Source organism: Nocardioides sp., from assembly GCF_004803405.1.
GTDB lineage: Bacteria > Actinomycetota > Actinomycetes > Propionibacteriales > Nocardioidaceae > Nocardioides > Nocardioides vastitatis.
Map to the genome: position 1 here is coordinate 39684 of NZ_SSXI01000113.1, position 19307 is coordinate 58990.

Genomic DNA, 19307 nt, shown 5'->3' on the forward strand with positions numbered 1-19307 from the left:
CGAGATGATCACCGGAGACTTCTGGCAGCTCGCTGCGGCCGCGCTGCTGGTGGTGCTCGCCGGCATCTTCACCGCGGCCGACGCAGCGGTCGCGGCGTTCTCGCGCGCCCGCGCGCAGGAGCTCGTGGGCGAGGGCCGCGCTGGAGCGCGGCGCCTGGTCGCCGTACTCGAGGACGCGCCGCGGCACCTCAACACGGCGCTCCTCCTCCAGCTGCTGTGCGAGGTCGCCGCGATCGTCCTGGTCACCCTCTACATCGACATCCGCGTCGACGGCTCCCGGTGGATGACCGCCGCCATCGCCGTCGGCTCGATGCTGATCGTGTCGTTCGTCGTGATCGGCGTCGCCCCTCGCACGCTCGGGCGGCAGCACGCGGAGTCCGTCGCCCTGTGGTCCGCCGGTCCGCTGTCGGCGCTCGCCACCGTGCTCGGCCCGATCCCGAAGCTGCTGATCGTGGTGGGCAACGCGATCACGCCGGGCCGCGGGTTCCGCGAGGGACCGTTCTCCACTGAGACCGAGCTCCGCGAGCTGGTCGACATCGCCGAGGCGTCCGAGGTGATCGAGGCCGGGGAGCGGCGGATGATCCACTCGGTCTTCGAGTTCGGCGACACCACGGTGCGCGAGGTGATGGTGCCGCGCGGCGACGTCGTCTACATCGAGTCCTACAAGAACCTGCGCCAGACGCTCTCGTTGTTCCTGCGGTCCGGCTTCTCCCGCATTCCGGTGATCGGCGAGAACCTCGACGACGTCCGCGGCTTCGCCTATCTCAAGGACGTCGTCCGCCGGGACTTCGAGGACCCTGAGGTCGAGCTGACCGAGCGGGTCGAGGAGGTGATGCGACCGGTGCACTGGGTGCCCGAGTCGAAGCCGATCGACGACCTGCTGCGCGAGATGCAGTCGATGCGCCAGCACATCGCCGTCGTCGTCGACGAGTACGGCGGCACCGCCGGGCTCATCACCATCGAGGACCTCCTGGAGGAGATCGTCGGCGAGATCACCGACGAGTACGACGCCGCCGAGGTCGTTGTCGAGGAGGTCGGGCACGAGCAGATGCGCGTGTCCTCGCGGTATCCCGTGGACGACCTCGACGAGCTCTTCGGGTTCGACATCGAGGAGGAGGACGTCGACTCGGTCGGCGGGCTGATGGCCAAGCATCTCGGCCGGGTGCCGATCCCGGGCTCGGTCGTCGAGGCATGGGGCCTGCGCTTCGAGGCCGAGCAGGCTGCCGGTCGGCGCAACAAGATCGGCACGGTGCTGATCTCGCGGGTCGAGGACGACGCCGCGGTGGGCGGCTGAGCCGCAGCGGGGCGACTGCCCACGAGCTCTCGCTCGCCCTGCGCGACAATGACGCCATGCCAGACCTCTCCGCCGAGGACAGGAAGCTCGTCACCCTCGCCCGGGCCACCCGCGCACGCATCCAGGCCGCCGAGGGCGCAGCGGTCCGCGACACCGACGGCCGCACGTACGCGGCTGCCACGGTCGACCTTCCGTCGCTCCAGCTCACCGCCGTCCAGGCCGTCGTCGCCATGGCGGTGGCGTCCGGCTCGGCCGGCGTGGATGCGTGCGTCGTGCTGGGGGAGTCGCCCGAGCTCGCCGAGCGCGATGCTGCCGCCCTCGGCGACTTCGCCGGGACCGCCGGTGTCACCGTCCACCTGGGCGACCCGCGCGGCACGATCGTGGAGACCCGCGCGATCTGACGTCCGTGGGGGCGTGAAGTCGGACGTGCTGTCGCGCGAACTCTTCCTCCGGAGGAAACCCAAACGTCGTGCCACAGCGCTAGGTTGTCTGTATGCCTGACCGTGCCTGGGCGGAGCACGAGCGCGCCGTTCAACGGCTCGCCGACTCCTACGCTGCGATTCCCCAGGGGGAGCGCGTGCGTCTTGCGAAGCGCACGACCAACCTGTTCCGCGCGCGAGCTGCGAGCTCGGCACCCGGTCTCGACGTCGACGGCCTCGACGGCGTGATCGAGGTCGTCCCGGACGGACCGGACGGCCCGGTCGCCGAGGTCCAGGGCATGTGCACCTACGAGACGCTGGTGGACGCGACGCTCCCTCACGGCCTGGTCCCCTACGTCGTGCCGCAGCTCCGCACGATCACCCTCGGCGGCGCGGTGACCGGCCTCGGGATCGAGTCCACCAGCTTCCGGCTGGGCCTGCCGCACGAGTCCGTGCTCGACATGGATGTGTTCACCGGGGGTGGCACGGTCGTCACCACGCGGCCGGGGGACGACCTCTTCGACGCGTTCCCCAACTCCTACGGCTCCCTGGGCTATGCCACCCGGCTCCGGATCAAGCTCGCCCCGGTCCCGCCGTACGTCTCCTTGCGCCACGTGCGGATCGACGACGCCGACCTCCTCGCCAAGACGATCAGCGAGATCGCCGCGACGCAGGAGTACGACGGCGTGCCGGTCCACGGCCTCGACGGGGTCGCCTTCGGGCCGGGGAAGTACGTCCTCACGCTCGCGCAGTGGACGGGCGAGGGCGGGGCCACGTCCGACTACGCAGGGCAGAAGGTCTTCTACAAGTCGCTCCAGACCTGCGACCGCGACCGGCTCACGACCTACGACTACCTGTGGCGCTGGGACACCGACTGGTTCTGGTGCTCCGGAGCGTTCGGCGCGCAGCACCCCGTCCTGCGCCGGCTCTGGCCGCGCAGCAAACGCCGCTCGGACGTCTACATGAGGCTCCTCCAGCTCGACCGCAGGTACGCCATCGCGGACCGGCTCGACCGCCGGGCCGGACGACCCCTGCGGGAGCGCGTCGTCCAGGACGTCGAGGTCCCGGTCGAGCGGCTGCCCGAGTTCCTCGACTGGTTCGACGCCGAAGTCGGGATGCGGCCGGTGTGGCTGTGTCCGCTGGTCGCACAGCGCCCGTGGCCGGTCTATCCCCTCGAGCCCGGCCGGCTCTACGTCAACGTCGGGTTCTGGGGCACCGTCCACGTCGGCCCCGAGGCCGTGCATGCCCCGCGCAACCGTGCGATCGAGGCCAAGGTGCACGAGCTCGGCGGGCACAAGTCGCTCTACTCCGAGGCGTTCTACGACCGCGCGGCCTTCGACGCCCTCTACAACACCTCTCACCTCGCCGCGGTGAAGCACCGCTACGACCCCGACGACCGACTGACCCCCCTCTATGACAAGGCAGTGAGGAGCCGATGAGCACCACGACGACGACCAAGCTCAGCATCGCCGAGGCGTTCGGCCTGCTGATCAAGGGCGACCTCCCGATGCGCTTCACCGCATACGACGGCAGCAGCATCGGACCGGCGGCGTCCCCGATCGGCTTCCACCTCGCGAACGAGCGGGGACTCTCCTACCTGATGAGCAGCCCCGACCCCGACCTCGCGCTCGGGCGCGCCTACGTCGCCGGGGACCTCCGGGTCAGCGGCGTCCACCCGGGCGACCCGTATGACGCCGTCGCGATGCTGAAGTCGATCGAGTTCCGGCGGCCCCGGCCGTCGGAGCTCGTCACGATCCTCCGCTCGCTCGGCCTCGCGAACCTCCGGAGTCCCGCGCCACCGCCGCAGGAGGCGCCATCCCGACGACGTCGGGTGATGGACGGATTCCGTCACACCCTGGTGCGCGACGCGACCGCGATCCACCACCACTACGACGTGTCCAACCGCTTCTACGAGATGGTCCTCGGCCCCTCGATGACCTACACCTGCGCCCTGTTCCCGCATGACGGCGCGACGCTGGAGGAGGCGCAGGCGGCGAAGTACGACCTGATCGCGCGCAAGCTGGACCTCCAGCCCGGGCAGCGGCTGCTCGACCTGGGCTGCGGCTGGGGCGGCATGGTCCGCCACGCGGCCCGGGAGTACGGCGTCCGCGTGATCGGCGTGACGCTCTCCCGCCAGCAGGCGGAGTGGGGCCAGGCCGAGATCAAGCGCCAGGGGCTCGACGACCTTGCCGAGGTGCGCCACCTCGACTACCGGCTCGTCGCGGAGACCGGGTTCGACGCCATCAGCTCGATCGGGCTCACCGAGCACATCGGCGTGCGCAACTACGCGTCGTACTTCGGGTTCATCCGCGACAAGCTCAAGCCGCACGGCCGCGTGCTCAACCACTGCATCACGCGGGCCGACAACCACGCGCCGGCGAGGGCGGGGGAGTTCATCGACCGCTACGTGTTCCCCGACGGCGAGCTCGCTGGTCCCGGGCGGATCGTGAGCGCGGTGCACGACGTCGGGCTCGAGGTGCAGCACACCGAGAACCTCCGCATGCACTACGCCCGCACCCTCGCCGGCTGGTGCCGCAACCTCGTGGACAACTGGGACGAGTGCGTGGCCGAGGTGGGCGAGAACACCGCGCGGGTATGGGGTCTCTACATGGCAGGCTCGCGGGTCGGGTTCGAGCGCAACGAGATCCAGCTGCATCACGTGCTGGCGACGAAGCTCGACGAGCATGGCGGCAGCGGCTACCCGCTGCGCCACACCTTCTGAGTCTGGGGCGCGAGCACGTCCTTGGTGGAGGGGCGGGCAGCACGCTGCCCGGAGCAGGAGCGATAGCCTTGACGGATGAGCACCCGCGCCCAGCAGTACGTCGCCGACGTGCTGTCGCGCGAGCACGTCACCCCGCACCTGCTGCGGTTGACGCTCGGCGGTGCGGGCCTCGCGGAGTTCTCCTCCACGGGTGTCCCGGACGAGTGGGTGGGACTCGTCGTGCCTGGGCAGTTCCAGAGCAGGTACTACACGGTGCGGTCGTGGACGGGCTCGGAGCTGGTGGTCGACGTCGTCGTCCACCAGGTCGGCCTGGTGACCGAGTGGGCGACCGGCAAGGCCGGTGACCCCGTCGGACAGCAGGTCACGATCACCGAGCCCAAGGGCTCCTTCGAGCAGCCAGCCGACGCCCGGTGGCTGCTGCTCGTCGGCGACCTGACCGCGATGCCCGCGATGGCGCGGATCGCCGAGACCCACGCCGCGTCGATCCCGACCACGATCCACGCCGAGGTGCCCGACGACCCGGCCACCCTCACCACCTACCTCCCAGAGAGCGCCGATGTGACCTGGATGGACCAGCCTGCCGACGGCCGGAGCCGGCTCGCCGACGTCGTCGAGTCGCTGACGTGGCCCGAGGGCCCCGGCTACTTCTGGATGGCGGGGGAGTCCGCGCAGATGAGGGCGATCCGCAAGCACGTGATGCGCGACCGGAAGCTTCCCAGCACGCACTACGACGTGATGGGCTACTGGCGCGCGTTGGCCGAGCGGCAGCCGCGGGCGGTCGACCCCGGGCCGATCTGGCGCGCCGGCAAGGCCGCCGGCAAGTCCGACGAGCAGATCTGGGCCGAGTACGACGAGGCGCGGGCATGACCGGCCGCGACGCCGAGGATCAGTGGGACGACGAGCTCGACGTGGACGTGGACGACGACGAGGTCGACGAGGACTTCGGCGCGCTCCCGCCGCCGGCTCCCGCTCCGGCGGCGGTCTTCGGCAGCAGCGAGGTCCCGGAGGGCTACCGCAGCGGCTTCGCCTGCTTCGTCGGCCGCCCCAACGTCGGCAAGTCCACGCTGACCAACGCTCTCGTCGGCCAGAAAATCGTGATCACCTCCGACAAGCCGCAGACCACCCGCACCGTCGTGCGAGGGATCGTGCACCGGTCCGACGGCCAGCTCGTCCTGGTCGACACCCCGGGCCTGCACCGGCCTCGCACCCTGCTGGGGGAGCGGCTGAACGACCTGGTGAAGACCACGTGGGCCGAGGTCGACGTGGTCGCGGTCTGCTTCCCGGCTGACGAGAAGATCGGTCCAGGAGACACGTTCCTCGTCAACGAGCTGGCCAAGGTTCGTCGTACCACCCGGATCGCAGTGGTCACGAAGACCGACCTCGCCACGCCAGAGCGGATCGCCGAGCACCTGGTGGACATCGCCGAGCTCGGCCGCGCCACCGGGACCGAGTGGGCCGAGATCGTCCCGGTGTCGTCGGTCCACGGCGACCAGATCGAGCTGCTCGCCGAGCTGCTCGTCGGCTTGTTGCCCGAGGGGCCGCCGCTCTACCCCGACGGGGACCTCACCGACGCGCCCGAGGAGGTGCTGGTCGCGGAGCTGATCCGCGAGGCTGCCCTGGACGGAGTGCGCGACGAGCTCCCGCACTCGATCGCCGTGCTGGTCGAGGAGATGGGCTTGCGTGAGGGGCGGCCCGAGGACAAGCCGCTGCTCGACATCCACGCCAACCTGTACGTCGAGCGTGACTCGCAGAAGGGCATCGTGATCGGCAAGAAGGGTGCCCGCCTGCGCGAGGTCGGGACAGCCGCCCGCAAGCAGATCGAGGCGCTGCTCGGCACGCCGGTCTACCTCGACCTGCACGTGAAGATCGCCAAGGACTGGCAGCGCGATCCGCGGCAGCTGAGGAAGCTCGGGTTCTAGGGTCCGGCCTCGTGACGGTCGGTGGGGGCGCTGCGCGACCTCCTCGACGTGCGGTGGGGGCGGCTCGTGTCCGTCCAGCTCAGTCCGGAGCCCAGCAGCGGCCGAAGGTCTGGCCCATCTGCCACTGCTCCTGCGTGGGCCACTCGTAGCCCCACCGGAAGTCGAGCGGGTCCTCCGCGACCTCCGCGCCGGCGTCCTCGCACTGGGTCCCGCCGGCCCTGCGAACGGTCCGCTCGCCGGGATACTTCCCGGGCTTGAAGGCGACCACGTCGATCGCCCGCCAGCTGTGCCTGGCCGAGCAGGGAACCCGCTCGAAGTTCTTCGCGTCCGGCGCCGCGGTGCCGCACATCGCGTGCGCCTCGCGCGGAGCCGGCCGATCGAGGGCGTCCTTCAGGCTGCCCCGGACCTCGGCGAGCTCCTCGGCGCCTGCGAGCAGCACGGCGTCGCACCGGAACCAGTCGGCGCCCTCGTCGGACTCCTCGACGGTCGGTGTGAACCAGACCGGCCGGATCATGCTCAACCGCAGGTTCTTCGGTGTCCCGCCCACGAACCGGCTCAGCAGTCGCGGGCAGTCCGCCGCGACCTGCGCCTGCACGTGCGCGGAGTCGATGGCCAGGAGGTGGCCGTCAACCACGGCGTCAACGGTGCCGACCGCGACGGTCTCGCTCGTGTGCGGCTGCCCGCAGTCGACCGGCTCCGCGTCTGCCGTCGGTGCGACTGCGGCCTCGAACTCGAGTCGGTAGCAAGCGCCCGTCGTCGGCTCGGGCGGCGGTTCCGGCGCCGCGGAAGGAGTGCTCGTGGCCGGAGCGGCGCTCTCGCTTCTGTCGGCGTTGCCGCCCTCGTCGGCACCGCTGCACGCGGTCAGCGGCACGAGGAGCACCAGGAAGGCCGCGGCCGCCAGGTGGCGCCGACCGCGCGCGGCGCGGGCCCGGTCACTCACTGGTCTTGGCCCAACAGACCGACCGGCGGATGCCGGCCCTCCACTCCGCCTCGTGGAAGAAGGTGAAGCCGTACTCGAACTCGGTCGGGTAGTTCAGCCAGGCCTTGACCGAGGTGGCGCAGAAGGCGCGGGTCCGGCTCTCCATCACCCGGTCGCTCGGGTAGACGTCCTCGGGCTCTCCGATCTTCACCGTCGTGACCGCCCGCCAGTCGTGCTTCTGCGAGCACGGCACCTTCTCACCCGCGGCGACCGACGTGCCCCGCGCGCAGCTGAGCCACTTGTCGTTCGGCCTGCCGGCGAGCAGTCCCTTGGCAGTCTCGGGCAGCGGCAGGTAGCTGGTGCTGGTGGCGCTGCCGCCGATCACATCGCAGCGATACCAGCGCGCGCCCTTCTCCCAGGCCTTCTCGGAGGGTCGGAACCAGGCCCAGCTGAGGGTGGTCCGCAGCACCAGGCTCTCGTCGGCGCCGACGAACCTCGCGAACTCCGTCGAGCAGATCTGGTAGGCGTATCGGCCGAGATCCGCGTCGTCATACTCGGCGTCTTCGTACTCCGCGGGAAGCTCGCCGGCGGCGAAGGTCTCGGCGGTGTGCTTCTGCTTGCAGTCGACGGCTTCGGTGGCGTTGGCCGGCATCGCGACGTCCTCGGGCGCGAGCACCCGGCACAGCCCGTTCTGGGGCATCGCCACGGCGTCGACCAGGTCGGGATCGGTGTTGCTGCCCTGGTCCGTGCCGCCGCAGGCGGTCACCAGGAGGAGGCTGAGGAGCAGCACGGCAAGGGCGCGCGCGTGCGTCATCGCGAGGCCCCCTCTCGTGCCCTGTCCCGGTGCCGACTCAGACCGTCAGCAGTGCCGCGATGGTAGCGCCCAGCTCGTAGGCGGACCCGAGCGCGGCGTCGTCCACGTCGCCGACCACCCCGAGCACGTCGTACGCCTGTCGCCAGCCGAGGGCGCCGACGATGGACTGGACGGACCGCTCCGCCCCGGTCAGGTCGTAGCGGCCGTGCATCCAGAGGCCGTACGGGCGCCCGGCGGTCTTGTCGCCGCCGGCGGGATCGGCCGCCCCACTCGGGTCGAGGGAGCCGCCGACAGCGAGGAACGTCGAGTCGAAGAAGTGCTTGAGGGCACCGCTCATGTAGCCGAAGTTGGCCGTGGTGCCGATCACGTAACCGTCGGCCCCCAGCACGTCCTCGGCGGTGGCCTCCAGAGCAGGTCGTACGACGACCTCGACCCCCTCGATCACGTCGTCGTTCGCGCCGGCCACCACCTGCTCGAGGAGCGCCTGCATCGACCGGGACGGCGAATGGTGCACCACGAGGAGACGGGCCATGGAGCCAGCCTAGGGACCGGCAGGCCGTGACGCGGGCCACCCTGGCTCGTTGCGACCGTGCCGGTCGGGCGGCCAATCGGGGCCGCCCCACGCTCTCGGAAGGCCCTTCATGCGCTCTCGCACCATCGCCACTCTTGCCACCGCCGCCTGCCTCGCTGCTGCCGGGCTCTCGGCCGCCGGTCCCGCGGAGGCCATCGTCGGCGGCTACCAGGTCACCGACGACCGCTTCGCGTTCATGGCCTCCATCCAGGACGCAGGAGCGAACGGGACCGACGGGCACTTCTGCGGAGGATCGGTCATCTCCCAGCGTTGGGTGCTCACGGCGGCGCACTGCATCGACCTCACCGGGGTGCAGGCGAAGGACATCCAGGTCGCGGTCGGCCGCGACAACCTGGACCAGGACCTGGCCGAGGGACAGACCCTGCTTGTCGACCGGATCGAGGTGCACCCGGACTACGACGGCGGCCCCTTCGATGCGGCCCTGGTCCACGTGACCGAGGACATCACCAGCGCTCCCGCGATCCCGCTGGTCGCACGGGGCGAGGACACCCTCGAGCAGGACGGCGCCCGGCTCACGGTCGCCGGCTGGGGCACCGAGTTCTTCGGGTCCCCGGCCGCGGCGGCCCAGCTGAAGGCGGTCGACGTCCGCGCCGTGGCGGACAGCAGCTGCACGACCAACCAGGCGATGGGCTTCGAGCCCGACCTCGAGATCTGCGCCTCGGAGCTGCTCGGCGACTCGTGCCAGGGTGATTCCGGGGGTCCGCTCTTCGGCACCCTGCCCGACGGACGCCGGGTCCAGGTCGGGATCGTCAGCTACGGGCTCGGCTGCGCGACGCCCGGCTTCCCGGGCGTGTACGCGGAGGTCAACAACGCATCGATCCACCAGTTCATCACGGGGACCGCTGGTCTCACGGGCACGACCGCAACGCGCAGCAAGAAGGAGCGCTGACCGGCCCTCACAGGCCCTGACCGACGCTGGACCGGGGCGGTCCGCACGTCGCCCCACGCGGGCGGCGTGCGGCCGTTCCCGGTCCGGGCGCAGACCTGCGGTATGGTGTGGTCGTCATGATGCGCGCACTGCTTCTTAGCGGCCGCAGCGAGGTCTGATCACGCCGGACCCCTCGCTGCGGAGTGAGTTGCGCGCCCGGCGCCGATCGATCACCCAGCCGAGGAACTCATGACCAGCTTCAGCGACAACCCCGTCACCATCCCCAGCCAGCAGCCGAGCGGCATGCCGTACCACCGGTACACCGCCTTCGAGCCGGTGACCGTGCCGGACCGCACCTGGCCGGACCGGAAGATCACTGCCGCGCCCCGGTGGCTCTCCACCGACCTCCGCGACGGCAACCAGGCGCTCATCGACCCGATGACGCCCTCCCGCAAGATGAAGATGTTCGAGCTCCTCGTGAAGATGGGCTACAAGGAGATCGAGATCGGGTTCCCGGCGGCGAGCCAGACCGACTTCGACTTCGTGCGCCAGCTCGTCGAGGGCGACAAGATTCCCGATGACGTGCGGGTGTCCGTGCTGACCCAGGCCCGCGAGGACCTGATCGAGCGCACGGTCTCCTCCCTGGTCGGTGCGGACAAGGCGACCGTCCACCTCTACAACGCGACGGCGCCGCTGTTCCAGCGCGTCGTCTTCGGCGTGACCGAGGCGGAGTGCATCGCGATCGCGACCCGTGGCACCGAGTGGGTCATGAAGTACGCCGAGCAGCTGCTGGCCGGGACCGACTTCGGCTACCAGTACAGCCCGGAGATCTTCACCCAGACGCCGACGGACTTCGCGCTCGAGGTCTGCGAGCGGGTCTCCGACGTGTGGCAGCCGGAGGAGGGTCGCGAGATCATCCTGAACCTGCCGGCCACCGTCGAGATGTCGACCCCCAACACCTACGCCGACCAGATCGAGTACTTCGCCCGCGGCCTGACCCGGCGCCAGCACAGCGCGATCAGCCTGCACCCCCACAACGACCGCGGCACGGCCGTCGCGGCGACGGAGCTGGCGCTGATGGCCGGCGCCGACCGGGTCGAGGGCTGCCTGTTCGGTCACGGCGAGCGCACCGGCAATGTCGACCTGGTGACGCTGGCGATGAACCTCTTCAGCCAGGGCATCGACCCGCAGGTCGACCTGTCCGATATCGACGAGATCCGGCGCACGGTCGAGTACTGCACGCAGCTGCCCGTCCACCCGCGGCACCCGTACGCCGGCGATCTCGTCTACACCGCGTTCTCCGGGTCGCACCAGGACGCGATCAAGAAGGGCCTCGAGGACCTGGAGCGGGTCGCCGCAGAGCAGGGCAAGCCGGTCAGCGAGGTCCCGTGGGAGGCGCCGTACCTTCCGATCGACCCGAAGGACGTCGGCCGCACGTACGAGGCGGTCATCCGGGTCAACAGCCAGTCCGGCAAGGGCGGCGTCGCGTACGTGATGAAGGCCGAGCACAGCCTCGACCTGCCCCGGCGTGCCCAGATCGAGTTCAGCCGGGTGATCCAGCAGCACACGGACACCCAGGGCGGCGAGGTCACGCCCGAGGAGATCTGGTCGATCTTCCAGCGCGAGTACCTCGACCGCGAGGCGCCGTACTCCCTGGTGAGCTTCACCTCCTCGACCGACGAGGAGGGCGACGACCAGCAGCGGGTTCGGATGGCCGTGCGCGGCGAGGAGCGGACGTTCACCGGCATGGGCAACGGCCCGGTGGCGGCGTTCGTCGACGGGATGCGGCAGGCCGGGGCCGACATCCGGGTCCTCGACTACGCCGAGCACGCCCTCTCCTCCGGCGGTGACGCGCTCGCGGCGGCGTACGTCGAGTGTGAGATCGCCGGCGAGATCGTCTGGGGCATCGGGATCCACCACAACATCGTCACCGCCTCGCTCCGGGCGGTGGTCTGCGCCGCCAACCGGGCGCAGGCGACCACCATCCCGCACGGCTGAGCTGCGCCCTGTCAGACTGGGCGCGTGAGCGAGCGCGTCCTGGTGTCCGAGAAGGTCGGGCAGTTCTTCGTCGAGTCCGACCGCGGTCGGGACCGGCTGGAGTACACCGAGTACGGCGCCGGCGAGGCGTGGGTGGTGCTGCTGCCCGGGCTGCTGATCCCGCGCCGCATGCACGACGGCCTCGCCCGCACACTCGCCTCGTCGGGCGCCCACGTGGTGACCCTCGACCTGCTCGGGCACGGGCGCTCCGACAAGCCCGACGACCCGCTGGTCTACTCGGTCACCTCGTTCGCCGAGCAGGTGGTCGCGCTGCTGGACCATCTCGGCGCGACGCAGGCGGTCGTCGGGGGCACCTCCCTGGGCGGCAACGTCGCGCTCGAGGTGGCCGCGATCGCGCCCAGCCGGGTGCGTGGCCTGATCGTGGAGATGCCGGTCCTGGACAACGCCCTCGAGGCCGCGATCGTCGCGTTCGCCCCGCTGCTGCTGACCGCGCGGTTCCTGCCGTTCGCCGTCTCGGGCGTCCGGCTCGCGAGTCGACGGATCCCGCGTCGCGTGGTGGCCGCCTGGATCGGCGTCGCCCTGGACAGCCTCGACCAGCAGCCGCGACCGATGGCGGCCTACGTGCACGGGGTGTTCTTCGGGCGCGCGGCTCCGCCCGTGAAGGAACGACTGCGGATGAAGGCGCCGGCGCTGGTCGTCGGCCACCCGCGCGACCCGATCCACCCCGCCGCCGATGCGGAGCTGCTGGCCGAGCAGCTGCCCAACGCGCGGTTCGTCAGGGCTCGGGGGATCCTCGAGTGGCGCACCCGACCCGAGCGCCTGGACCTCGAGGCGACCCGGTTCGTGCTCGAGTGCTGGCGGCCGGCGCGCCCCGCGCGCCGGGTGCGCCGTACCGGCGCCTGAGCCCCTCGCCGCGGTCAGGCGCTGGCGCGCTGCACCAGGGTGACCGCGTCGCGGACGACTGAATCCAGCGCGAGGTCGGTGTCGACCATGCCGCCGATCTCGTCGTCCTCGAGCGGCTCGAGGGTGCGGAGCTGGGAGTCGAGCAGCGTGGGGGGCATGAAGTGCGACCGGTCGGCCATCCGCCCCGCCAGGACCTCGGTGCTGCCGGCGAGGTGCACGAAGATCGTCGGCTCCGGAACCGCGGCGCGCAGCACGTCGCGGTAACGGCGGCGCAGCGCGGAGCAGGTCAGCACCGTCGGCTCGTCGGCCGCGTGCCGCTCCTCGGTCCACCGGGCGAGGGCGGCCAGCCAGCGTGCCCGATCGGCGTCGTCCAGCGGCGTGCCGGACGCCATCTTGGCGATGTTCGCCACCGGGTGGTGGTCGTCGCCGTCGGTCATGACCAGATCGAGCTCGGTGCTCAGGGCCCGGGCGACGGTCGACTTGCCGGTCCCGGAGACGCCCATCACGACGACGTGGAGGTGTGACGGGGTGGCGGCGGGTTCTGTCACTCCCATGGGCGCACAATAGGTGGGTGCCCCTTTACCGTGACGAGGCGATCGTCCTGCGCACCCACAAGCTGGGTGAGGCGGACCGCATCATCACACTGCTGACGCGGGGCAACGGCCGGATCCGTGCGGTGGCCAAGGGCGTGCGTCGTACGACGTCCCGGTGGGGCTCGCGGCTCGAGCCGTTCACGCACGTGGACCTCCAGCTCGCCGAGGGCCGCAGCCTCGACGTGATCACCCAGGCGGAGACCCAGGGGGCCTACGCGGCGGCGATCGGCTTCGACTACGACCGCTACACCGCCGGCACCGTCATGCTCGAGACCGCCGAGCGGCTGGTCGTCGAGGAGCGCGAGCCGGCGCGGCAGCAGTTCTCGTTGCTGCTCGGTGCGCTGAAGGCGATGGCGGCGGGGGAGCGGCAGCCCGGCCACGTGCTCGACTCCTACCTGCTGCGCGCGCTCGCCGTCGCCGGGTACGCGCCGACCTTCGTCGACTGCGCGCACTGCGGTCGCCCCCCGGTCCTGGCGACCGGCGAGCTCGGCACCCACCGCTGGTTCAACCCGGCGATGGGTGGCGTGCTCTGCTCGACCTGCCGGATCCCCGGATCGGCGACCCCGGCACCCGAGACGCTCACCCTGCTCGGCGCGCTGCTCGCCGGCGACTGGCCACTGGTCGAGGCCGGCGAGCCGCGCCACGTCCGCGAGGCCAGCGGCCTGATCGCCGCCTTCGTGCAGTGGCAGCTCGAGCGAGGGCTGCGGTCGCTGGTGTACGTCGAGCGCTGAGGTTGGTCTGCGGAGGTGCAGGTTTCCCAAGGTATGCAGCCGAACCTGCACTTCCCACGGCGTACAGAGGCTGGGAAGCGTCGGTTGGGCTGCATACCTTGATGAACCTGCAGCTCGGCTCGACGCCCCCGCCCTGACAGACTGCACTCCGTGACCCGCGCCTCCCGACGCACCCGCGCCGCCGCAGCCTCGGCCGTCCGGTCAGAGCCCCGCCCACCCACCCCGCATCCCTCCGGCGCCCGGCCTCCGGCCATCCAGCCGGAGCTGGTGCCCCACCACGTGGCGATCGTGATGGACGGCAACGGGCGGTGGGCCCAGGAGCGCGGGCTGCCTCGGACGAAGGGCCACGAGCAAGGTGAGTCGTCGCTGTTCGACGTCGTCGAGGGTGCGATCGAGATCGGCGTGAAGGCGATCTCCGCCTACGCGTTCTCGACCGAGAACTGGTCGCGCAGCGCCGACGAGGTCAAGTTCCTCATGGGCTTCAACCGCGACGTGATCCGCCGCCGCCGGGACGAGATGCACGAGCTCGGCGTCCGCGTCCGCTGGGCCGGCCGCGCGCCTCGCCTGTGGAGGTCGGTCATCACCGAGCTACGGGTGGCCGAGGAGATGACGAAGCACAACGACGTCCTCACGCTCACGATGTGTGTCAACTACGGCGGCCGCGCCGAGCTGGGGGACGCCGCCCGGGCGCTGGCGCAGGACGTCGCTGCGGGCAGGGTCAACGCGGACCGGGTCGACGACCGCACCCTCGCGCGCTACCTGTACGTCCCCGAGCTGCCGGACGCCGACCTGATCTGGCGTACGTCCGGCGAGCAACGGCTCTCCAACTTCATGCTGTACCAGGCGGCGTACTCGGAGTTCGTCTTCTCCGACGTCCTGTGGCCCGACGTGGACCGGCGCCATCTGTGGGAGGCGATCGACACCTACGCCCGGCGCGACCGGCGGTACGGCGGAGCTGAGCCCACCCCCTCCGGGTGACCGTCGTACGGGCCACTCTCCATCCACAGCACCCCGGCGACACCGGGCCGTCCACAGGACCGGGCGGGGCAGGGTGCCCGCGCTCGTCGTGATGGCGAGGCTCGTCGCATGGACCCACTCAGATGCCTCACCGCCGAATCCGGCTTCTTCACCCGGCAGGAGGCACTCAACGCCGGTTGCTCCGAACGTCAGATCGCACGGGCGCGGGCCTCTGGGGTTTGGGTCCGGTTCCGGCGCGGGTGCTACGCGTTCGCTGACGAATGGGCGCAGCTCGACGAGGTCGCGCGACATCGCGTGCGCTGCAACGCCGTGCTCAGGTCGCTGGGCGACGCCGTGGTCCTCAGCCACGTGTCCGGGGTGATCCGCCACGACATCGACGTCTGGGGACTGAGGCTGGATCGCGTGCATGTGACGCGAGTCGACGGCGGGCCCGGTCGTGTCGAGGGTGATGTCGTGCACCACGAAGGTCTCGTCACCGACCAGGACGTGGTCGACGTGGAGGGCCAGCGCGTCCTGCGCGCCGAGCGCTGCGTACTGGAGGCCGGATCCCGTGCGTCGAACGAGAAGGCGCTGTGCCTCATGGAGTCCGGCCTGCGCCAGGCCAAGTTCGATCGGGACGCACTCGAGTCACAGTTCGCCCTGATGGCTCACTGGCCGTTCGCCCAGCACCTCCACATCCCGGTGCGGTTGGCGGACCCGCGCTCGGAGTCGGTCGGTGAGTCGCGAGGGAACTGGTGGTTCTGGGCGCTCGGGATCCCCGCGCCGGAGCTCCAGTTCGAGATCCGCGACCACAGTGGTCGAGTGCTCGGGATCGCCGACTGGTGGTGGGAGAAGTACGGCCTGCTCGGTGAGTTCGACGGCCGGGTCAAGTACGGCCGCCTGCTCAAACCGGGTCAGGAACCGGGCGACGTGGTCTTCGAGGAGAAGGTTCGCGAGGACCTGCTCCGGGAGACGACCGGCGCCAAGATGCTTCGGCTCACCTGGAACGACTACCGCGAGCCGCGCCGGATCCTCGCGCGGTTCAACCGGCTGGCCGGACGGGCTGGCTGACTGCTGGCCAGGCCGGCTGGCGGCCGTCCGCGGGCCGGTCGTACCGCTGGTGCGTGCAGGTTTCCCAAGGGATGCAGGCGAACCGACACTTCCCAGCCTCCGTACGGCCGGGGAAGCGCAGGTTCGGCTGCATCCCTTGGGAAACCTGCAGCCGCAGCAAGCCGCACCCCAACCAGCGCGCGGCCCGCAACCGGCTCAGTGCTCGTCGTAGTGAGTGTCGTGGGGGGCGTGGCGGTGCCCGTCGTGGACGTAGTCCAGGTGGTCGTCGTGCGGTACGGCGAGGTGCCCGCAGCCGGGGCCGTGCTCGTGCGGGTGCTCGCCGGTCGGCTCGTGCCCGACCGCGGCGCCGGCCGCGAACGGCTCCTGCAGACGTGCTCGGTGGCGCGCCCACACGCCGATCGGCCAGGCCACGACGAAGCCGCCGAGCGCCACAAGCACGATGGTCGCGCCGGGGGCGAGCGTGGTGCCTGCCGGCGCGAACGTCGCCAACAGCAGCCCGCCGAGGGAGGCGAGGCAGCCGAGGGCCATGGCAGCCGCGATGGTGGCCCGGAACGACCGGGTGAGCTGCTGGGCGGTCGCCACCGGCACGACGAGCAGCGCCGAGACCAGGAGCAGGCCGACGGTCCGCATCGCGACCGCGACGCTGACGGCCGCCAGAACCGCGATCATCACGTTGTAGAAGCGGACCCGCAGTCCCGCGACCCGCGCGAACTCGGCGTCCTGGGCCACCGCGAAGAGCTGGGGTGACAGTCCGACGCACAGGACGATCACGATGGCCGCGAGCACGAGGGTGACGATCACGTCTCCTTCGGAGATGCTCGTGATCGACCCGAAGAGGTACTGGCCCAGCGTGGCCATGCTCTGGCCTCCGAGACCGCTGATCAGGATGCCGCCGGCGAGACCGCCGTAGAACAGCAGGGCGAGCGCGACGTCGCCACTGGCCTCGCCGCGTTCCCGGATGACCTCGATGAGTACGGCGCCGAGCACTGCCACGACGACAGCGGTCCAGGTGGGGGACGTGCCGGTCAGCAGCCCCAGCGCTACGCCGGTGACCGCGACATGCCCGATGCCGTCACCCATCAGTGCAAGCCGACGCTGGACGAGGAACGTTCCCACCGCGGGCGCCGCCAGACCGGTGATGACGGCTGCGATCAGGGCGCGCCGCATGAACGGCTCGTTGAGCAGCTCCAACGCGGTCGTCAACGAGGTCACCGGGGGCCCTCGCTCGGGTCGAGCGGTGCCCGGACGCCGGGGGTGTGGTCGCGCACGACGGAGACCTCTGATTCGGGATGGTGGTGGTGGCTGTGCGGCTCGGCCATCCAGGGTTCGTGCACCTCGTGGTCGCGCAGCGGCGGCCCGTCGTGGACGATGCGGCCGTCGCGCAGCACCACCGCTCGGTCGACCAAACGCGCGAGGGGGCCGAGCTCGTGGGCCACGAGGACGACCGTCGCACCGCGGTCCTTGAGCGCCGAGAGGGCGTCCGCCAGCGCCTGCTGGTTCGGAAGGTCCACGCCCGCTGTCGGCTCGTCGAGGAAGAACAGCTCGGGCTCGCCGGCGAGCGCTCGAGCGATCAGCGCCCGCTGCTGCTGCCCCCCGGAGAGCTGGCTGACGGCGTCGGTGCGTCGGTGGCTGAGGCCGACCACGTCCAGGGCGTCGCTGATCGCGGCCCGGTCGGCCCGCGAGAGCGGACGCAGCAGCCTGCGGCGCGTGAGGCGGCCGGAGGCCACGAGCTCCCAGACCGAAGCGGGCACGCCCGCCGCTGCGCTGGCACGTTGGGGGACGAACCCGATCCGGTGCCAGGCGCGGAACTGCCTCAACGGCGTGCCGAACAGGTCCACCTCGCCCGTGGCGAGCGGCCGCAGGCCGAGGAGTGCCCGCACCAGAGTGGACTTGCCAGAGCCGTTGGCGCCCATGAGGGCGACGAACTCGCCGTGGCCTATCGCCAGGTCGATATGGCGCAGCACGGGACGCCCGCCGAGGACGACCGATCCTCCACGGACTGCGGCGACGCTGCTCGCGCTCACCCGCACGCGTTCGCTGTGCGGAGCGCCTCGAGGTTCTGCCTCATGAGGGAAAGGTAGTCCTCATCGGACGTCTCGTCGGTGAGACCCTCGATCGGGTCGAGCACGTGGGTCTCGATGCCGAGGTCGTCGGCGAGGCTCTCGCTGAGGGCGGAGGAGCCCAGACGCTCGCTGAACACCGTGGTGATGCCCTTGGTCCGGACCAGATCCTGCAGCTCGGCGCGGTGGGCCGGGGACGGCTCGGCGTCGGGGGAGAGGCCCGCGATGGCCTCGAGGTGGATGTCGTACTTCTCGAGGTAGCTGAACGCGTCGTGCGCGACCACGACCGTGTTCCGCTCGCAGTCGGCGAGCCCTGTCGTGAACTCGCTGTCGAGCTTCTCCAGCTCCGCACGCAGAGCGGACGCGTTGGCGCGGTAGTCGTCGGCGTGGTCGGGGTCGGTCTGAGCCAGCTGCTCAGCGACAGCGTCGGCCAGCGTCGCCATCCTGATCGGGTCGTGCCAGAAGTGCGGGTCCTCGGCACCGTGGTCGTGGCCGTCCTCCTCGGCGTGCTCGGACTCGTCCGCGTGCTCGGACTCGTCCGCGTGATCCGACTCGTCGGCGTGCTCGGACTCGTCGGCGTGCTCCGACTCGTCCGCGTGCTCGGTCTCCTCGGCGTGCTCGGACTCGTCGGCGTGGTCGGCGTGCTCCTCGGCGGACTCTCCGACGGCGAGCAGGTCGACGACCTTCGCGGCGTCGACGGCGGAGCCGGTGGCGATCTCCTTCACGGCGTCGTCGACGGCTGGCTGGAAGCCGTGCTCGTAGACCACCACGTCGGCGCTCGAGATCATGCCTGTCTGCCGGACGCCGAGCTCCAGGTCGTGTGCCTCGCCACCGGGCTGGGTGAGCAGCTCGACGTCCGCGTGCTCACCCGCGACGCGCTCGCTGACGAAGGCCAGGGGATAGAACGCCGCCGCGACGGTGACCGAGGAGTCGCTCGCGGCCTCGTCGTCGAGGGCGCCGCAACCCGCGACCGCGGTCGCGGTCATCGAGAGGGTCAGGAGGGAGGCCAGAGGTCCGAAGCGCATGAGAACCATTCTCACTCGCGGTCCGCGCGCGGTCAAATCCGCCGTAGAGTTCCGCCGTGCTCGTCGTGAACCGCTTCCATGCCCCGGAGGACCCGGACGCCGTCCCGGCGTTCCGCGCCGATCTCGAGGGCGTGCACGCGCTCCTCGCCGGCATGCCGGGGTACGTCGACGGCTGGCTCGCCCGGAACCTCGACGAGCCCGGCCTGTGGCTGCTCAGCACGCGCTGGCAGAACGTGGGCGCCTACCGGCGCGCGCTGTCGTCGTACGACGTGAAGCTGCACGGCGTCCCCGTGCTGAGCCGGGCGATCGACGAGCCCAGCGCGTACGAGGTGGTCGAGCCGAACGCGGTGCTCAACATCGCCGAGCCTCGCGTAACCTAGGGGTTTGCTCCCGCGAGTCAACGACAACCACGCCCGGCAGCC

Annotated in this window: 20 protein-coding genes; 13 read left to right on the forward strand and 7 right to left on the reverse strand. The window is 71.0% G+C overall.

The window, feature by feature from the left end:
* Positions 1–4: 4 nt before the first annotated feature.
* From E7Z54_RS08365 to era, 6 genes are all read left to right on the forward strand, one after another.
* The gene (locus E7Z54_RS08365) at positions 5–1294 is read left to right on the forward strand and encodes a hemolysin family protein (RefSeq protein ID WP_136432757.1); all 1290 of its coding nucleotides are present in this window, start codon (positions 5–7) and stop codon (positions 1292–1294) included.
* Between the two features lie 56 nt (positions 1295–1350).
* A complete protein-coding gene (locus E7Z54_RS08370; RefSeq protein ID WP_136432759.1) occupies positions 1351–1695 on the forward strand; it encodes a cytidine deaminase in 345 nt (114 codons plus the stop codon).
* A 92-nt stretch (positions 1696–1787) separates the two neighbouring features.
* Positions 1788–3152 (forward strand): FAD-binding oxidoreductase, encoded by a 1365-nt coding sequence (locus tag E7Z54_RS08375; protein WP_136432761.1) that lies wholly within the window; start codon positions 1788–1790, stop codon positions 3150–3152.
* Positions 3149–4435, forward strand: coding sequence for an SAM-dependent methyltransferase (locus E7Z54_RS08380; protein WP_136432763.1), 1287 nt, complete (start codon positions 3149–3151; stop codon positions 4433–4435). The genes E7Z54_RS08375 and E7Z54_RS08380 overlap by 4 nt, the downstream gene beginning before the upstream one ends.
* A gap of 75 nt (positions 4436–4510) precedes the next feature.
* Positions 4511–5302, forward strand: coding sequence for a siderophore-interacting protein (locus E7Z54_RS08385; RefSeq protein ID WP_136432765.1), 792 nt, complete (start codon positions 4511–4513; stop codon positions 5300–5302).
* Positions 5299–6354 carry a GTPase Era gene (era, locus tag E7Z54_RS08390; protein WP_136432767.1) on the forward strand — a complete coding sequence of 352 codons (1056 nt, stop codon included), beginning with the start codon at positions 5299–5301 and terminating at the stop codon, positions 6352–6354. Before E7Z54_RS08385 ends, era begins: the two co-directional genes overlap by 4 nt.
* A 79-nt stretch (positions 6355–6433) precedes the next feature.
* On the opposite strand, the gene E7Z54_RS08395 is transcribed toward era, so the two are convergent.
* The 3 genes from E7Z54_RS08395 to E7Z54_RS08405 are packed head-to-tail and all read right to left on the reverse strand — an operon-like array spanning position 6434 to position 8619.
* On the reverse strand, positions 6434–7294 hold the full coding sequence (locus E7Z54_RS08395) for a septum formation family protein (protein ID WP_136432769.1): 861 nt from the start codon (positions 7292–7294) through the stop codon (positions 6434–6436).
* Positions 7287–8087, reverse strand: a complete 801-nt coding sequence (locus E7Z54_RS08400) for a septum formation family protein (protein ID WP_136432771.1) — start codon at positions 8085–8087, stop codon at positions 7287–7289. The genes E7Z54_RS08395 and E7Z54_RS08400 overlap by 8 nt, the downstream gene beginning before the upstream one ends.
* A 37-nt stretch (positions 8088–8124) precedes the next feature.
* On the reverse strand, positions 8125–8619 hold the full coding sequence (locus E7Z54_RS08405; protein ID WP_136432773.1) for a flavodoxin family protein: 495 nt from the start codon (positions 8617–8619) through the stop codon (positions 8125–8127).
* 109 nt (positions 8620–8728) lie between these two features.
* Here E7Z54_RS08405 and E7Z54_RS08410 point away from each other — a divergent pair, with 109 nt between their 5' ends.
* From E7Z54_RS08410 to E7Z54_RS08420, 3 genes are all read left to right on the forward strand, one after another.
* Positions 8729–9568 carry a S1 family peptidase gene (locus E7Z54_RS08410; protein WP_136432775.1) on the forward strand — a complete coding sequence of 280 codons (840 nt, stop codon included), beginning with the start codon at positions 8729–8731 and terminating at the stop codon, positions 9566–9568.
* Between the two features lie 228 nt (positions 9569–9796).
* Positions 9797–11545: a 2-isopropylmalate synthase gene (gene leuA, locus E7Z54_RS08415; protein ID WP_136432777.1), complete on the forward strand. Its 1749-nt coding sequence runs from the start codon at positions 9797–9799 to the stop codon at positions 11543–11545.
* A 24-nt stretch (positions 11546–11569) separates the two neighbouring features.
* Positions 11570–12448, forward strand: coding sequence for an alpha/beta fold hydrolase (locus E7Z54_RS08420; RefSeq protein WP_240769586.1), 879 nt, complete (start codon positions 11570–11572; stop codon positions 12446–12448).
* Between the two features lie 14 nt (positions 12449–12462).
* Here E7Z54_RS08420 and E7Z54_RS08425 read toward each other — a convergent pair whose 3' ends face one another.
* Positions 12463–13002, reverse strand: coding sequence for a gluconokinase (locus E7Z54_RS08425; RefSeq protein ID WP_136432779.1), 540 nt, complete (start codon positions 13000–13002; stop codon positions 12463–12465).
* Between the two features lie 17 nt (positions 13003–13019).
* Between E7Z54_RS08425 and recO the strand changes: the two genes are divergently transcribed.
* From recO to E7Z54_RS08440, 3 genes are all read left to right on the forward strand, one after another.
* Positions 13020–13772 carry a DNA repair protein RecO gene (recO, locus tag E7Z54_RS08430; RefSeq protein WP_136432780.1) on the forward strand — a complete coding sequence of 251 codons (753 nt, stop codon included), beginning with the start codon at positions 13020–13022 and terminating at the stop codon, positions 13770–13772.
* A gap of 150 nt (positions 13773–13922) precedes the next feature.
* Positions 13923–14750, forward strand: a complete 828-nt coding sequence (locus E7Z54_RS08435) for an isoprenyl transferase (RefSeq protein WP_136432782.1) — start codon at positions 13923–13925, stop codon at positions 14748–14750.
* Between the two features lie 108 nt (positions 14751–14858).
* Positions 14859–15800 (forward strand): type IV toxin-antitoxin system AbiEi family antitoxin domain-containing protein, encoded by a 942-nt coding sequence (locus E7Z54_RS08440; protein WP_136432784.1) that lies wholly within the window; start codon positions 14859–14861, stop codon positions 15798–15800.
* 195 nt (positions 15801–15995) lie between these two features.
* Here E7Z54_RS08440 and E7Z54_RS08445 read toward each other — a convergent pair whose 3' ends face one another.
* From E7Z54_RS08445 to E7Z54_RS08455, 3 genes are read right to left on the reverse strand one after another with little or no spacing between them, the layout of a single operon-like run.
* Positions 15996–17012: a metal ABC transporter permease gene (locus E7Z54_RS08445; RefSeq protein ID WP_346763536.1), complete on the reverse strand. Its 1017-nt coding sequence runs from the start codon at positions 17010–17012 to the stop codon at positions 15996–15998.
* Positions 17009–17824, reverse strand: coding sequence for a metal ABC transporter ATP-binding protein (locus tag E7Z54_RS08450; RefSeq protein ID WP_240769587.1), 816 nt, complete (start codon positions 17822–17824; stop codon positions 17009–17011). Before E7Z54_RS08450 ends, E7Z54_RS08445 begins: the two co-directional genes overlap by 4 nt.
* Entirely contained in the window at positions 17821–18885 is a 1065-nt protein-coding gene (locus tag E7Z54_RS08455) for a metal ABC transporter substrate-binding protein (RefSeq protein ID WP_136432788.1), read from the reverse strand. Before E7Z54_RS08455 ends, E7Z54_RS08450 begins: the two co-directional genes overlap by 4 nt.
* 56 nt (positions 18886–18941) lie before the next feature.
* Here E7Z54_RS08455 and E7Z54_RS08460 point away from each other — a divergent pair, with 56 nt between their 5' ends.
* Positions 18942–19265 carry an antibiotic biosynthesis monooxygenase family protein gene (locus E7Z54_RS08460; protein WP_136432790.1) on the forward strand — a complete coding sequence of 108 codons (324 nt, stop codon included), beginning with the start codon at positions 18942–18944 and terminating at the stop codon, positions 19263–19265.
* The last annotated feature ends 42 nt before the right edge of the window (positions 19266–19307 follow it).

What these genes read in the sequence shown, in the direction of transcription:
- E7Z54_RS08365 (WP_136432757.1), top strand. Translation starts at nt 5, where the DNA reads ATGATCACCGGAGACTTCTGGCAGCTCGCTGCGGCCGCGCTGCTGGTG.
- E7Z54_RS08370 (WP_136432759.1), top strand. Translation starts at nt 1,351, where the DNA reads ATGCCAGACCTCTCCGCCGAGGACAGGAAGCTCGTCACCCTCGCCCGG.
- E7Z54_RS08375 (WP_136432761.1), top strand. Translation starts at nt 1,788, where the DNA reads ATGCCTGACCGTGCCTGGGCGGAGCACGAGCGCGCCGTTCAACGGCTC.
- E7Z54_RS08380 (WP_136432763.1), top strand. Translation starts at nt 3,149, where the DNA reads ATGAGCACCACGACGACGACCAAGCTCAGCATCGCCGAGGCGTTCGGC.
- E7Z54_RS08385 (WP_136432765.1), top strand. Translation starts at nt 4,511, where the DNA reads ATGAGCACCCGCGCCCAGCAGTACGTCGCCGACGTGCTGTCGCGCGAG.
- era (WP_136432767.1), top strand. Translation starts at nt 5,299, where the DNA reads ATGACCGGCCGCGACGCCGAGGATCAGTGGGACGACGAGCTCGACGTG.
- E7Z54_RS08400 (WP_136432771.1), bottom strand. Translation starts at nt 8,087, where the DNA reads ATGACGCACGCGCGCGCCCTTGCCGTGCTGCTCCTCAGCCTCCTCCTG.
- E7Z54_RS08405 (WP_136432773.1), bottom strand. Translation starts at nt 8,619, where the DNA reads ATGGCCCGTCTCCTCGTGGTGCACCATTCGCCGTCCCGGTCGATGCAG.
- E7Z54_RS08410 (WP_136432775.1), top strand. Translation starts at nt 8,729, where the DNA reads ATGCGCTCTCGCACCATCGCCACTCTTGCCACCGCCGCCTGCCTCGCT.
- leuA (WP_136432777.1), top strand. Translation starts at nt 9,797, where the DNA reads ATGACCAGCTTCAGCGACAACCCCGTCACCATCCCCAGCCAGCAGCCG.
- E7Z54_RS08425 (WP_136432779.1), bottom strand. Translation starts at nt 13,002, where the DNA reads ATGGGAGTGACAGAACCCGCCGCCACCCCGTCACACCTCCACGTCGTC.
- E7Z54_RS08440 (WP_136432784.1), top strand. Translation starts at nt 14,859, where the DNA reads ATGGACCCACTCAGATGCCTCACCGCCGAATCCGGCTTCTTCACCCGG.
- E7Z54_RS08455 (WP_136432788.1), bottom strand. Translation starts at nt 18,885, where the DNA reads ATGCGCTTCGGACCTCTGGCCTCCCTCCTGACCCTCTCGATGACCGCG.